This is a genomic window from Microbacterium barkeri, from assembly GCF_027921765.1.
Lineage (GTDB): Bacteria > Actinomycetota > Actinomycetes > Actinomycetales > Microbacteriaceae > Microbacterium > Microbacterium barkeri.
The window spans coordinates 47,248-60,695 of sequence record NZ_BSEJ01000001.1; the positions used below are offsets into that span (position 1 = coordinate 47,248).

At 71.7% G+C, this 13,448-nt stretch carries 15 protein-coding genes and 1 tRNA gene; 5 read left to right on the forward strand and 11 right to left on the reverse strand.

The genetic code is table 11. The annotated features are described in order from the left end of the window. Nucleotides 1-3: 3 nt before the first annotated feature. The 3 genes from PKE79_RS00260 to PKE79_RS00270 all read right to left on the reverse strand — a co-directional run bounded on the left by PKE79_RS00260 (nt 4) and on the right by PKE79_RS00270 (nt 1,368). Complete coding sequence (locus PKE79_RS00260; protein WP_271171659.1) at nt 4-819, reverse strand: aminoglycoside phosphotransferase family protein; 816 nt, start codon at nt 817-819, stop codon at nt 4-6. 3 nt (nt 820-822) lie between these two features. Beyond that, nucleotides 823-1,110, reverse strand: coding sequence for a hypothetical protein (locus PKE79_RS00265; protein WP_271171660.1), 288 nt, complete (start codon nt 1,108-1,110; stop codon nt 823-825). 66 nt (nt 1,111-1,176) lie between these two features. After that, complete coding sequence (locus PKE79_RS00270; RefSeq protein ID WP_271171661.1) at nt 1,177-1,368, reverse strand: DUF1918 domain-containing protein; 192 nt, start codon at nt 1,366-1,368, stop codon at nt 1,177-1,179. Between the two features lie 153 nt (nt 1,369-1,521). Here PKE79_RS00270 and PKE79_RS00275 point away from each other — a divergent pair, with 153 nt between their 5' ends. The 4 genes from PKE79_RS00275 to PKE79_RS00290 all read left to right on the forward strand — a co-directional run bounded on the left by PKE79_RS00275 (nt 1,522) and on the right by PKE79_RS00290 (nt 5,970). Further along, complete coding sequence (locus PKE79_RS00275; protein ID WP_271171662.1) at nt 1,522-1,731, forward strand: heavy-metal-associated domain-containing protein; 210 nt, start codon at nt 1,522-1,524, stop codon at nt 1,729-1,731. Then, a complete protein-coding gene (locus PKE79_RS00280; protein WP_271171663.1) occupies nt 1,731-2,729 on the forward strand; it encodes a DUF8832 domain-containing protein in 999 nt (332 codons plus the stop codon). Before PKE79_RS00275 ends, PKE79_RS00280 begins: the two co-directional genes overlap by 1 nt. Continuing rightward, nucleotides 2,729-4,978, forward strand: coding sequence for a heavy metal translocating P-type ATPase (locus tag PKE79_RS00285; protein WP_271171664.1), 2,250 nt, complete (start codon nt 2,729-2,731; stop codon nt 4,976-4,978). The genes PKE79_RS00280 and PKE79_RS00285 overlap by 1 nt, the downstream gene beginning before the upstream one ends. A gap of 83 nt (nt 4,979-5,061) precedes the next feature. Next, complete coding sequence (locus tag PKE79_RS00290) at nt 5,062-5,970, forward strand: DUF808 domain-containing protein (protein WP_271171665.1); 909 nt, start codon at nt 5,062-5,064, stop codon at nt 5,968-5,970. 9 nt (nt 5,971-5,979) lie between these two features. On the opposite strand, the gene PKE79_RS00295 is transcribed toward PKE79_RS00290, so the two are convergent. After that, nucleotides 5,980-6,675 (reverse strand): helix-turn-helix transcriptional regulator, encoded by a 696-nt coding sequence (locus PKE79_RS00295; protein ID WP_271171666.1) that lies wholly within the window; start codon nt 6,673-6,675, stop codon nt 5,980-5,982. 90 nt (nt 6,676-6,765) lie between these two features. Here PKE79_RS00295 and PKE79_RS00300 point away from each other — a divergent pair, with 90 nt between their 5' ends. Then, nucleotides 6,766-7,203 carry a hypothetical protein gene (locus PKE79_RS00300; RefSeq protein ID WP_271171667.1) on the forward strand — a complete coding sequence of 146 codons (438 nt, stop codon included), beginning with the start codon at nt 6,766-6,768 and terminating at the stop codon, nt 7,201-7,203. 8 nt (nt 7,204-7,211) lie between these two features. On the opposite strand, the gene PKE79_RS00305 is transcribed toward PKE79_RS00300, so the two are convergent. The 7 genes from PKE79_RS00305 to PKE79_RS00335 form a co-directional block, all read right to left on the reverse strand. Continuing rightward, complete coding sequence (locus PKE79_RS00305; RefSeq protein ID WP_271171668.1) at nt 7,212-8,462, reverse strand: CoA transferase; 1,251 nt, start codon at nt 8,460-8,462, stop codon at nt 7,212-7,214. After that, the gene (gene putP / locus PKE79_RS00310; RefSeq protein ID WP_271171669.1) at nt 8,459-9,961 is read right to left on the reverse strand and encodes a sodium/proline symporter PutP; all 1,503 of its coding nucleotides are present in this window, start codon (nt 9,959-9,961) and stop codon (nt 8,459-8,461) included. Before putP ends, PKE79_RS00305 begins: the two co-directional genes overlap by 4 nt. Nucleotides 9,962-10,065: 104 nt before the next feature. Continuing rightward, a complete protein-coding gene (locus PKE79_RS00315; RefSeq protein ID WP_271171670.1) occupies nt 10,066-10,881 on the reverse strand; it encodes a shikimate 5-dehydrogenase in 816 nt (271 codons plus the stop codon). Nucleotides 10,882-10,917: 36 nt separating this feature from the next. Further along, the gene (locus tag PKE79_RS00320; RefSeq protein ID WP_271171671.1) at nt 10,918-11,553 is read right to left on the reverse strand and encodes an MBL fold metallo-hydrolase; all 636 of its coding nucleotides are present in this window, start codon (nt 11,551-11,553) and stop codon (nt 10,918-10,920) included. 67 nt (nt 11,554-11,620) lie between these two features. Then, nucleotides 11,621-11,693, reverse strand: a tRNA-Glu gene (locus PKE79_RS00325). 122 nt (nt 11,694-11,815) lie between these two features. Further along, nucleotides 11,816-12,859: a DUF4349 domain-containing protein gene (locus PKE79_RS00330; protein ID WP_271171672.1), complete on the reverse strand. Its 1,044-nt coding sequence runs from the start codon at nt 12,857-12,859 to the stop codon at nt 11,816-11,818. Continuing rightward, nucleotides 12,859-13,401, reverse strand: a complete 543-nt coding sequence (locus PKE79_RS00335) for an RNA polymerase sigma factor (RefSeq protein WP_271171673.1) — start codon at nt 13,399-13,401, stop codon at nt 12,859-12,861. Before PKE79_RS00335 ends, PKE79_RS00330 begins: the two co-directional genes overlap by 1 nt. Nucleotides 13,402-13,448 lie beyond the last annotated feature (47 nt).

The following is a 13,448-nucleotide window of genomic DNA, read 5'->3' on the forward strand; positions in this document are numbered from 1 at the left end:
CGATCAGGCGATGAGACGCATCAGGTAAGCGGCCCGGGTCTCCGTCGAACCCGGTGGATTGCGACGGAATGCCCCGTTCCCAGGCAGCAGCATCGCGAGCCAGAAGGCCGCCCACAACGGTCGGAATGCGCGCATTCGAGCGCGTTCCTCTTCGGAGAAGCCGACGGCAGTCGAGAGAGCATCGGGGTCGTAGACCCCACTTCGGCGTGCGGCGATGTGCTCGACATGGTCTGCGAGATCATAGGCGGGATCGGTGACGCCGCCGTCTTCGAAATCGACGAGGCGACAGGTCTCGCCGTCCCACAGGACGTTCGCGGGATTGAGATCGGCGATCCCGAGACTCGTCAGCTGCGCTTCCGGACGGTTGTCCGAACGCGCAAGCCATGCGAGCGCCGCTTCGATGCCGTCGCGTACTCGGGCAGGATCCGCGCAGCGGGCGAGGTCCTGTGGTTCGCGCAGCCAGCCGATGAGCGCAGCGGGGAGCGTCGAAGGTCCGTATCGCCGCTCGGAGATCGCCGCAGCCGTGATGCCCTCGATCGGGATGCGATAGAGGCGGTGCAGGGCCCGTCCGAGGGAAGCGGTCTGAGCCGGGGTGAGCGGCCCCTCACCGAGCGGCTCGCCCGGGATCCGCTCCATGACCACGACCGGGTGTCCGTCTGCGACCTCTCGCCTCAGGGGACGAGGGGCGAGCCCGGGCGCGTGTGTCCAGATGAGCTGGAGGCATTCCCATTCTCGATCGGCCTCGCCGTCCGACCAGCTCACGAAGCGCTTTCGCACCTCGGTTGGGGTGAACCTCAGCTCGTGCGTCTGGGAGGGCATGGCTCAGGACTCCGCCATGGGGATCAGTGGCTGCTCCCGTGTCTCCTGTCGCACGGCGTCGGTCGCGGGTGCGGACGCACCCGGCGTTCCTCGCCTGCGGGCACGCCGCTCGCGTGCCTCCGGCGAGAAGAGCAGCGCGACGAGCCCCGAAAGGGCCAGGGCGAGCAGGCTGAGCGTCATCGCGCCGGCCTGTCCCGGGGCGAGCCGCCCCAGCGCGCCGAGGAACGCGATCGAGATGAGCCCGGCGGCGAGCGTGCCGACGACGATCAGCGCCCACCCCTCCGGTTTCATGCCTCCATTCTGCGGCTGCCCGGGCATAACAGCCCGCATTGAACCCGGGTCGCGCGTGACGGTGCGTCAGGCGCCGTCGCGCGCGACGATGTGCGCGTCGGCTCCCGGGAAGACGAGGCCCTCGTGGCCGTCCTTCCAGCGCACGAGGAACGGCGGACCGCCGTCCGGTCCGCGCACCTCCAGGACCTCCGCCTCGCGGCGCGGCTCGCTGTCTGTGTGGCCCTCCACGACGAGGCGATCGCCGGGCTTCACCTGCATCGTCCTCACCTCCGGTTCCGCCGAAGCCGATGTGTCTTCCAGCGTGCTCGGCCGAGGCGTTCGCAGCAAGAGGGAGCACGTTGCGGGAATACCCCCGGGGGGTATACGGTTGGCGCAGGTGACACCCTTCCGAACCTGACGAGAGGACCGAAGATGACGGAGATCGAATACCGCGTGACGGGCATGACCTGCGGGCACTGCGAGATGTCGGTGCGCGAGGAAGTGGGCGAGGTGCCGGGCGTCGAGGGCATCGACGTGAGCGCGCAGACGGGCCGCCTCGTCGTGAGCGGCACGGCCGAGATCGACGACGCGAAGATCCTCGCGGCCGTTGAGGAGGCCGGCTACTCGGCGGAGCGCGTCTGATGAACGCGGGGGCGCGGCTCGCCCTGTACGGCGCCGGACTGGTGGCGGCGTTCGGCGCGGCCTTCGGGGTCGCGTCGGCCGTCGCCCCCGACGCGGTCGTCACCGCATGGAACGAGGAGGACAAGGTGGATGGTCACGGAGGCGGTCACACGACCGCGCCGACGGATGGCACGGCATCGGATGGCGCGCAGAGCGAGAGCGCGCACGGCGCGCCTGGCGATGGCGCGCACGGCGCGCACGCCCCGCAGGGCGTCACGCTCAGCGCCGACGGCTACACGCTCACCGCGGTCGCCGCTCCGAGCGGGGCGGGGGAGCAGGGGGAGCTGAGCTTCCAGATCCTCGACAGCGCGGGTGAGCCGCTCACGTCGTACGCGATCGAGCACGAGAAGGAGCTGCACCTCATCGTGGTGCGCTCCGATGGCGCGCACTTCCGCCACGTCCATCCCGAGCTCGACGCGCACACCGGAGCCTGGAGCATCCCGTGGTCGTGGGAGGCCGCCGGCACGTACCGCGTGTACGCCGACTTCACGCCGGCAGGCGACGGCGCGCAGGGGCTCACCCTCGCGCGCTCGGTCGAGGTCGCGGGCGACTACACCCCCGTCAGCGCCGAGCCGTCGCGCGTGGACGAGGTGGGCGGGTACACCGTCGAGCTCGCGGGCGACCTCGCTCCGGGTGCCGCACAGGAGCTCACGCTCTCGATCACCCGCGACGGCGAGCCGGTCACCGCGCTTGAGCCGTATCTCGGGGCATTCGGGCACCTCGTCGCGCTGCGCGAGGGCGACCTCGCGTATCTCCATGTGCATCCCGAGGGGGCGGAGCCCGGCGCGGACGACCTCGGCGGTCCGGAGATCGCGTTCGCAGCGGAGGCGCCGACCACCGGACGCTACCTGCTCTATCTGGACTTCCAGGTCGGCGGGCAGGTCCACACCGCGGAGTTCGTGCTCGACGCCGGCGCGGCCGCAGCCGGGCACGGGCATGCGCATTCGGGAGGCCACTGATGAGCACGTCCGTCGGGGGCGCCGACATCGAGCTCGAGATCGGAGGCATGACCTGCGCGTCGTGCGCGAACCGGATCGAGCGGAAGCTCAACAAGCTCGAGGGCGTGTCGGCGACCGTGAACTACGCGACCGAGAAGGCGCGCGTCACCGTGCCCGAGGGGTACGACCCGGCGCTGCTCGTCGCCGAGGTGGAGAAGACCGGGTACACGGCCGCCCTTCCGAAGCCGCCCGTCGACGAGCCGTCGGATGACGGCGAGCCGGATGATCCGGAGCTGCGCTCGCTGCGGCAGCGGCTGATCGGATCGGTCGTGCTGACGCTCCCCGTCATCGCGATGTCGATGATCCCCGCGCTGCAGTTCCCGTACTGGCAATGGGCGTCGCTCGCCCTCGCCGCACCCGTCATCGTGTGGGCGGCGTGGCCGTTCCACCGCGCCGCGTGGCTCAACCTGCGGCACGGGGCGGCGACCATGGACACGCTCATCTCGATGGGCACCTCGGCGGCGTTCCTGTGGTCGCTCTACGCGCTCTTCCTGGGCACAGCGGGCGAGCCGGGCATGACGCATGCCTTCGAGCTCTCCATCGCGCCCTCGGATGGCGCGGCGAACATCTACCTCGAGGTCGGCGCGGGCGTGACGATGTTCATCCTCGCGGGCCGCTACTTCGAGAAGCGCTCGAAGCGCCAGGCCGGCGCCGCTCTGCGGGCGCTCCTCGAGCTCGGCGCCAAGGAGGTCTCGGTGCTGCGCGGCGGCGTCGAGACCCGGATCCCCGCGTCGCAGCTCGCCGTCGGCGACGAGTTCGTCGTCCGCCCGGGGGAGAAGATCGCGACCGACGGCGTCGTGGTCTCCGGCACCTCGGCGGTCGACGCGTCGATGCTCACGGGCGAGTCCGTGCCGGTCGAGGTCGGCGAGGGCGACGCGGTGACGGGTGCGACCGTCAACGAGGGCGGGCGGCTCGTCGTGCGTGCGACGCGCGTCGGGGCTGACACGCAGCTCGCCCAGATGGCGCGGATGGTCGAGGACGCCCAGAGCGGGAAGGCCGAGGTCCAGCGGCTCGCGGACCGCATCTCGGGGGTCTTCGTGCCGATCGTCATCGCGATCGCGGTGGTCGCGCTCGGCGCGTGGCTCGGCGCGGGCTTCCCGGCGTCGGCGGCCTTCACGGCAGCCGTGGCGGTCCTCGTGATCGCCTGCCCGTGCGCGCTGGGACTCGCCACGCCGACGGCGCTTCTCGTCGGAACCGGCCGCGGAGCGCAGATGGGCATCCTCATCAAGGGGCCCGAGGTGCTCGAGTCGACGCGCCGGGTCGACACGGTCGTGCTCGACAAGACGGGCACGGTGACCAGCGGACGGATGACGCTCGTCGACGTCGTGACCGAGCCGGGTGTCGAGCGGGCCGATGTCCTGCGGCTCGCAGGCGCGCTCGAGAGCGCGTCGGAGCACCCGATCGCCCAGGCGATCGCGCGCGCGGCGACGGCGGAGCTCGGCGCGCTGCCCGTCGTGGAGGGGTTCCAGAACCTCGAGGGAAGGGGCGTGCAGGGGGTCGTCGACGGCGCGGCCGTCGTCGTCGGCCGGGCCTCTCTCCTGTCCGACTGGGCTCTGCACCTCTCCGCCGACGTCGCGGAGGCGCAGCGGCGCGAGGAGGCGGATGGCCGCACCGTCGTCGCGGTCGGATGGGACGGACGCGCACGAGGGCTCCTCGTCGTGGCCGACACCGTCAAGCCGACCAGCGCCCAGGCGATCGCCGAGCTGAAGGAGCTGGGTCTCACCCCCGTGCTGCTGACCGGCGACAACCGCGCGGTGGCCGAGCGGATCGCCGCCGAGGTCGGCATCGAGCTCGTCCACGCCGAGGTCCTGCCGCAGGACAAGGTCGAGGTCGTCGCGCGACTGCAGCGCGAGGGCCGCGTCGTCGCGATGGTGGGCGACGGCGTGAACGACGCCCCCGCGCTCGCTCAGGCCGATCTCGGGCTCGCGATGGGCACGGGGACCGACGTGGCCATCGAGGCGTCCGACATCACGCTCGTCCGGGGCGACCTGCGAGCCGCGGTCGATGCCATCCGCCTCTCCCGGCGCACGCTCTCGACGATCAAGTCCAACCTGTTCTGGGCGTTCGCGTACAACGTCGCGGCCATCCCGATCGCCGCGCTCGGCATGCTGAACCCCATGCTCGCGGGCGCCGCGATGGCCTTCTCGAGCGTGTTCGTCGTCGGCAACAGCCTGCGCCTGCGCGGCTTCCGAGGCGTCGCGCAGCGGTGACGCGGCGCTGCCCGGCGGGGAGGACCATCCCCGTCGGGTAGCGTTGCGTTGCCCGTCTCGTGCTCGGACCCGTGGGAGAACACATGTCTGTCGGCCTGCTCGCCGTCGTGGACGACATCCTGACCGCCGCTGTGAAGGCCTCGTCGAAGGCCGCCGGCGTGGTCATCGACGATGCCGCCGTGACCCCGCAGTACGTGCAGGGCATCACGCCCGCGCGCGAGCTGCCGGTCGTGGGCCGCATCGCGCTCGGCTCGCTCGCGAACAAGTTCCTCATCATCATCCCCGTGGCGATGCTGCTCACGACCTTCGCGCCGTGGGTGCTCCCGTTCCTGCTCATCCTGGGCGGTTCGTACCTCTGCTTCGAGGGCGCGGAGAAGGTCCTCGAGTGGTTCGGATTCGGGCACGGCCATGCGGACGAGGGCGCGCGCGACGAGAAGCGCCTCGTGTGGGGCGCGATCCGCACCGACCTCATCCTCTCGACCGAGATCATGCTCATCTCGCTCGCGAGCCTCGATGCGGGAATGGGGTTCTGGCAGACCCTCGCGGTGCTCGCCGTGATCGCGCTGCTCATGACCCTGCTCGTCTACGGGGCGGTCGCGCTGCTCGTGAAGATCGACGACATCGGGATGCGGATGGCCGAGAGCCCGGTCGGCAGCGTGCGGCTCACGGGCGCCCGCATCGTGACGTCCATGCCCGCCGTGTTCCGCGTCATCAGCGTGATCGGCACCGTCGCGATGCTGTGGGTCGGCGGGCACCTCGTGATCGTGAACCTCGGCGAGGTCGGCCTGCACGTCTTCGCGGATGCGCTCCATGCGGTCGAGCACGCGCTCGAGCCGCTCGGCGGCGTGGTGGTCTGGGTCGTCGACACGGCGATCTCCGCGGTGTTCGGCTTCATCGAGGGGCTCGTCATCGTGGGGGTCGTGCTCCTCATCGCGCGCCTGTTCGGCCGCCGTCCGACCTTCGACGAGGCGCACTCCACGTCGTCGCACTGAGCGCGGCCGCTAGGCCCCCTCGCGGAGGGTGACGCAGCAGCGGCCGTCCTCCGGCTCGAGGGCGACCGCGGGCGAGTGCGGCGCGAGCGCGTCGCCCACTCCGTCGATGAGCGCGCAGTTCATGCCGCACACCAGGTCGCGGTGATCCTGGGCGAGTCGATGGAACGGGCAGTTCCGCAGCACCGTGGTGGGCCCGTCGCGCTCGGGCTCGTATCCCTCGCCGCGCAGGATGTCCTCGGCCGCCTCCCGCGCGGCGGACGCGGAGACGGGCGGCTCGGCGCCCCGCGCCGCGGCGATCGCGCGGCCCCTGGCTCGCGCGACGTCGACGACCGCCTCCGCCACCGGGATGCCGTCGGCCGCGCTGCGCGTGATCGCGCGGGCGAGCAGATCACCCGCGACGTCGTAGCCACGCGGCGGCACCGAGACGGCGATCTCGCTCTCGGCAGGGCGGTACCGCTTGGCGGGTCGCCCCGCGCCCGGGCCGGTGCGCCCGGGCGGGCGGGCGTAGTCGACCGTCACGAGGCCGTCCTGCTCGAGGCGGTCGAGGTGGAACTTCGCTTGGTGATGCGGGATGTCGAGCGCGCTCGCCGCCTCGTCACGCGTGACCGCGTGGCGCTGGCGGCTGAGGAACGCGTAGATGGCGCGGCGGAGCGGATCGGCGAGCCCGCGGATCCGGCGGGTGGCCTCGGAATCGGCATCGGTCATCTCGTCCGCCTTCTTTCGGAGAATCCTCTTGACGAAAGACTACCCTCCTTCTAACGTTCGGAGTAACTTCCGATAGAAAGGACGACGCTCATGTCGACACTCCGCAGTTCCCGAGCAGAGACGCTCACCGGGGTCGGCGATCTCCGCTCACCGACGCACCAGGCGTTCCTGCTGCTCCGCACCGTGTTCACCGTCGCGCCGATCCTCTTCGGGCTCGACAAGTTCACGAATCTCCTCGTCGACTGGACGATCTATCTCGCGCCCTGGATCGACGCGATCCTCCCCGGCGACGACGTGTTCGCCATGCGCGTCGTCGGGGTCGTCGAGATCGCCGCCGGCGTGCTCGTCGCGATTCTCCCGCGCTGGGGCGCGTGGGTCGTGGCGGCGTGGCTGCTCGGGATCATCGTGAATCTGGCGACCCTGCCCGGCTACTTCGACGTGGCGCTGCGTGACTTCGGCCTCCTCGTCGGCGCGGTCGCGCTCGCGCGGCTCGCCGAGGGAGAGCGCAGGGCCCGCGGCGGGCGCTGAGCCGGATGTCAGCGCCAGGCGGGTGCGGCCGCGCCGTACCCGCCGACGTCGCGCTCGATCGAGCGGCGGTCGAGGAGGACCGGGGGAGGGGGCAGGAAGAGCGTGCCGTGCGGGGAGCTGACGTTCACCATCGTCGTCCCCATCGACACCTCGTCGTCGGCCTCGGGCGGCGGCGCAGACGCGAGGAGCGCCCGCGCCGCGCCGAGGAGGCTTGCCCGCACGAGACCGCCGCGCCCCGAGGCGAGGAGCTCGAGCACGCGCGCGGCCAGCACGTATCCCGTCGCGAAGTCGAGCGCCTGCACGGGCAGCGCGCCCGGTCGTCCGTCGGCGTCGGCGCACCGGTCTGCGATCCCCGTCGCCGCCTGGACGATCGAGTCGAATCCCGCACGGGCACCCCAGGGGCCGTCCTCGCCCCACGCCGAGAGGGTCGCGACGATGAGGCCCGGGTGATCGGCCGCGAGGGAGGTCGGCGTCAGTCCGAAGCGGTCGAGGGAACCGGGACGGTAGCCCAGCACGACGACGTCGGCGTCGGCGACGAGAGCCCGCGCGTCGGCGGCGCGGCTCGCGAGATCGAGCTCGATCGAGCGCTTGCCCATCCCCGTCAGGAGGTGCTGCTCGAGGATCTCCGGCCGGTCGGGCGGATCGACCCGCAGCACGTCGGCGCCGAGGCAGGCGAGGAGCTGCGTGCACGTCGGTCCCGCGAGCACGCGGGTGAGATCGACGACCCGCACGCCCGCGAGCGGGGCGATGTCGGAAGGCGCGATGCGGCTCTCCCCGTCCGGGACCACCTCGGTCCAGGCCGCGTCATGCGTCACGCGTCCGTGTGGATGGTCCTTCCACTCATCGGCCGTGCGCACGCGGGCCGCGATGCCGCCCGCCGCGACGACCGTGTCCTCGAGCTCCTGCGCGGGCATGCCGGCAGCGCGCGCGTCGAGCTCGCGCCGCGTCTCGACCCCCAGTGCGCGGCGGATGGCGTCGGCATGGTGCGGGTAGTTGCCGTGCAGACGCGCGAACCCGTCGGCGCAGGCGACGAAGCCCGAGAGATCAGCCCACGGCGACACGCTCCGGCCGTCGACGCGGGCGTGCTCGACCGTCTCGAACGCCGATCGGATGAGCTCGGAGGACGTGTCCACCGAGACGGACAGTCCGCGGGCGCGCGCGACAGCACGCGCGCCATCCGCCGCCGCGGAGACCGCCGTGATCGCGAGGCCCTCGACGTCGAGCGGGCCCTGCCACCACCGGCGGATGCCGATGCTCACGCGGGCGCCCCGGGCCGCGCGATGGTCAGAGCGGCGGTGTCCGTGAACTCCCGCTCGATGTCCGCGTTCGCGCGGTACGTCGCGAGGCTGACGAGCACGGCGATGATGAGGGCGCCGATGAAGCCCGGGAGCAGCTCGTACACGCCGGTGCCGAGCAGCGGCCATGTGAAGACGATGACGGAGCCGGAGACCATGCCGGCGAGGACGCCCCACGCCGTGAGGCGCTTCCAGAACAGGCTGAGGAGGATGAGCGGCCCGAAGGACGCACCGAACCCGGCCCAGGCGAACGCCACGAGCCCGAGGATCGTGTCGTTGGGGCTGATGGCGAGGAGTGCCGCGACGATCGCGACGGCGAGGACGCACGAGCGCCCCAGGATCACCAGCGTGCGGTCACGCGGCGGAGCCTTCCGCACGACCTTGTAGAGGTCCTCGACGAGTGCCGAGGAGCACACGATGAGCTGGCTCGAGATCGTGCTCATGATGGCGGCGAGGACGGCGGCGAGCACGAAGCCGGCGATGAGCGGGTGCAGCAGGATCTGCGACATCCGCAGCACGACCGTCTCGGGGTTCGCGAGCTCCTCGACGCCGGGCTGGTCGAAGTAGGCGATGCCCGCGAGGCCCGCGATGACCGCGCCGCCCATCGAGATCACCATCCAGCCGATCCCGATGCGCCGGGCGGGCTTCGCCCCTGCCGGCGACGGCAGCGCCATGAAGCGCACGATGATGTGCGGCTGCCCGAAGTAGCCCAGGCCCCACGCGAGGGCCGACACGATCGCGAGCACCGTGGCACCGGACAGCGCCTCGCCGCCCGTGAACGAGAGGGCGTCGGGCGATGCCGAGGCGATCGCCTCGCCGACGGCGCCCAGCCCGCCGACGTTCGCGATGGCGACGACCGGCACGAGGATGAGTGCGACCATCATGAGCAGGCCCTGCGCGACGTCGGTGAGAGATGCGCCGAGGAAGCCGCCGAACAGGGTGTAGGCGAGTGTGACGCCCGTGACGAGGAGCATGCCCACGAGGTAGTCGCCGTCGAACGAGCTCTCGAAGAACACGCCGCCGGCGACCATCCCCGATGAGATGTAGAGCGTGAAGAAGACGAGGATGATGAGGGCCGAGACGATCCGGAGCAGCCGCGACCGGTCCTTCAGCCGATTCTCGAAGAAGCTCGGCACGGTGATCGAGTTGTTGCTGACCTCGGTGTACGCGCGCAGCCGGGGCGCGACGATGAGCCAGTTCAGGTAGGCGCCGATCGTGAGCCCGATCGCGATCCAGGCCTCGATGAGGCCGGTCGCGTAGATCGCGCCCGGGAGTCCCATCACGAGCCATCCCGACATGTCCGACGCGCCCGCCGAGAGAGCGGCGACCCAGGGCGGCAGGTTGCGCCCCGCGAGCATGTAGTCCTCGTGGTCCTTCGTGCGGCGGGCGGCGAAGAAGCCGATCGCGAGCATGCCCGCGAAGTAGATGCCGAGCGCGATGTAGAGGTAGACCTGGTCGGACATCGTCGTTCCCGCCTTTTCCTGTCGAGCCGCCCCGCCCGCGCGGGTCTGTCGTGCACAGCACGGTACTCCCCGGCCGCGCGTCGCGGGGAAGGCGCTCCGCCGCGTCAGCCGGCGCGCGAGAACTCGGAGGCCCGGCGCACCTGATCGGGCGTCGGCGTGATGCCCGTGTACCGGGCGAACTGACGGGCGGCCTGCAGGGCGATGACCTCGGCGCCCGTGATCAGCCGCTTGCCGGCGTCGCGTCCCGCCCGCACGAGCGGCGTCTCCGAGGGGAAGGCGACGACATCGAAGACGACGTCGGCGGCCTCCACGTGCGCGGGCGAGAAGGCCAGCGCGTCGGCGTCGGGGCCGTCCATGCCGAGCGGCGTCACGTTGACGATCACGCCCTCGCCCGGCTCGGGGTCGGTCGGCGCCCACCGGTACCCGTAGGCGTCGGCGAGGGCCGGTCCGGCCTGCGGGTTGCGCGCGACCACGGTCAGGCGGTCAAATCCCGCGCCCCGGAAGGCCGCGACCACGGCCTTGGCCATCCCACCCGAACCCCGCACGACCACCGGGAGTGCGGGGTCCACGTCATGCGCCGCGAGCAGCTCGGCGACGGCCTCGTAGTCGGTGTTCGAGGCGATGAGGCGGCCGCCGTCGTTGACGATCGTGTTCACCGAGGCGATCGCCTCGGCCGAGGGCTCGATCTCGTCGACGAGCGGGATGACGGCCTCCTTGAACGGCATCGACACCGAGCAGCCGCGGATGCCGAGGGCCCGCACGCCGCGGATGGCGCCCTCGATGTCGTCGATCGTGAAGGCCTTGTACACGAAGTTCAGGCCCAGCTCCTCGTAGAGGTAGTTGTGGAACCGCGTGCCGATGTTCGAGGGTCGGCCCGAGAGCGAGATGCAGACCGACATGTCCTTGTTGAGGATGGGCATGACGCCATTCTGCCCGGGCCGACCCGCGGCTCCCGATCAGCCGACGTCGATCGCGTCGCCCGCGTCGAGGTCGTGGAAGACGCCGCCGCCCTGCTCGGTGGCCCAGCGCAGGCGCCCGCGGTGCATCGCGAGGCCCTGTGCGGACAGCGGCACGTCGTGGGTGCCGAACGCCGCGCGCGGCGCGACCGCGAGGACGAAGTCCATCGCCTCGCCGATCTTGAGCCAGGGCGCGCCGATCGGGGCGGCGAGCAGTGGCACCTCGCGCCCGGGGAGCGCGTATGAGTCACCGGGGTAGTAGAGGAGGTCGTCGACGAAGACGCCGATGTTCTCGACGAGCGGGATCGAGGAGTGGATCTCGTTGTGCACGCCGCCGTGGAACGAGAGGCGGAAGGGGCCGGCGGTCGCGCTGTCGCCCGATGCGACGACGACCGCGTCGCCGTCGAGCTGCGCAGCGACGGCGCGCGTCGTGAAGACGGGAGCCGACGGGTGGCGCGCGCGGAGCGCCGCGAGGTGCTCGGGGGTCCAGTGATCCGGGTGCTCGTGGGTGATGACGATGCCCGCCAGATCGGAGATGTCCGGCAGGGCGGCGGTGAACGATCCCGGGTCGACGACGAGCGTCGCCCCGTCCTTCTCGATGCGGAGGGCGGCATGTTCGTGCTTCGTGACGCGCATGAGGATCAGTCAACCACCCGGAACGCGAAGAAGCCCGGATCCTCGGATCCGGGCTTCTTCTCTACGGTGACCCCAGCGGGATTCGAACCCGCGTTACCGCCGTGAGAGGGCGGCGTACTAGGCCGCTATACGATGGGGCCGTAGTCTGTGTTCAGTTCTTCGTGTTCTTCCCGTTCCCGGGCACCAGAAGAGTATGACACGGAGAGACAGGGGCGGGCAAATCGAGGCCCCCTCCTGCGGTCGCCCGCGCGTGTCTGGCCGATCAGCGCCGGTTTTCCGGAACGGCCTCTCCGCGTGCGCGCCGCCGCCTGCGCAGGCGGACCACGAGCCAGCACGCTCCTGCGACGATCGAGGCCGCCCCCAGCCACGGGAGGAGGAAGCCGAGCGCGACGACTGCGCCGCTCACGGCCGCCACGAGGCCGTTCCAGCCGGCGACGAGTCCGTCTTGGAAGCCGGCCGGGTCCGGCGCCGTCACGGGGGGCTCCGTGGTGAGCGTGATCGTGAGGCTCGACATCGCGACCTGGTCCTCGAGGAGCGCGAGCTCCTGCTGGTAGGACTCGAGCTGCGCCTGCCGCTCCGAGAGCGACTGCTCCGCCTCGAGCAGCTCCGAGACCGACCGCGCCTGCGCCATGAGCTCGGTGAGCCGGTCGACCGACGCCTGCGCCGCCGCGATGCGCGCGCGCAGATCCACCGCCTGCGTCGTGACGTCCTGCGCCGAGAGCTCCGTGTCGTGGACCTCGCCGACATCGCCGAGCGCGTCGACGACGGCGTCGAGGTCGTCGGCCGGCACGCGCACCGTCACCCAGCTCGCCCCGGGGAGCGCGGCGTCCTCCGCGGCCGCCTCGGTCACGCGGAGCCCCTCGACGTGCCCTCTGTGCCGCTCGACGAGAGCGCGGATGTCGTCGATCGCGTCATCGACGTCGTCGACCTCGACCGAGGCGGATCCCGTGCGGATCACCTCCCTGTCGGCTGCGGCGTCGTCGCCCTCGACCGGCGCCGTGACGCTCTCGCCCTGCAGGGGAGCGGACTCGCCGCCCTCGCTCGAGCTCGCCGAGCCGTCGTAGGCGGCTTCCGAGCCGCGCGGCTGATCGAACCAGGACACGGCAGCCGGGGCGATCGCGAGCGCGAGGACGAGCACCGCGGCTCCCGAGACGATCCCCGGCCACATCCGACGCCGTCGCGGTGCCGGACGCAGCGCGCGATCGCGGTCCCGCTCCTCGTCGATCGCCGCGAACACCCGCTCCTCGATGCGGTCGATGACCTCGGCAGGCACCTCGGGCAGCACGGCGTACTCCCTCTCGTCCATCACGACTCCTCTCCGACGACGGCACGCAGGCGCGTGCGGATGCGGGAGAGACGATTGCGGACGACCCCGTGGCCGACGCCGAGCTCCTCGGCGGCCGCGGCATAGGCGTACCCGTCGACCGCGCACAGCCGGAAGATCCGCTGGTCCAGGGGGCTCAGCGTGCCGACCTCCTCGACGATGCGCTCGGCGAGCCGCGCGTCGAGCACCTGCTGCTCGACGCTCACGAGGCTCGGAAGCGCCTCGTCGACCTCGTCGGCGGCAGCGCGCCGTCGCGCGCGGATCCGGTTCGCGGCCTGGAGGCGGCAGATCGCGGCGAGCCACGGCAGCAGCGATTCGCCGACGAGCTCGAGCCCCGCGATCTTCCGCCACGCCGTGACGAACGTCTCCTGCGTGACGTCCTCCGCGTCGGCATCGGATCCGACGAGGCGGTGCGCGATCCAGTACACAGGTCGGGCATGCCGACGGTAGAGCGCGCGGAACGCGACCTCGTCGCCCGCCCTCGCGGCGGCGACGAGCTCGGCGTCGCGCTGTGCGTCGTCCATCGCGCCTCCCGATGCGGATACGTCGTCTCTCATCGATCAGGTGTCCG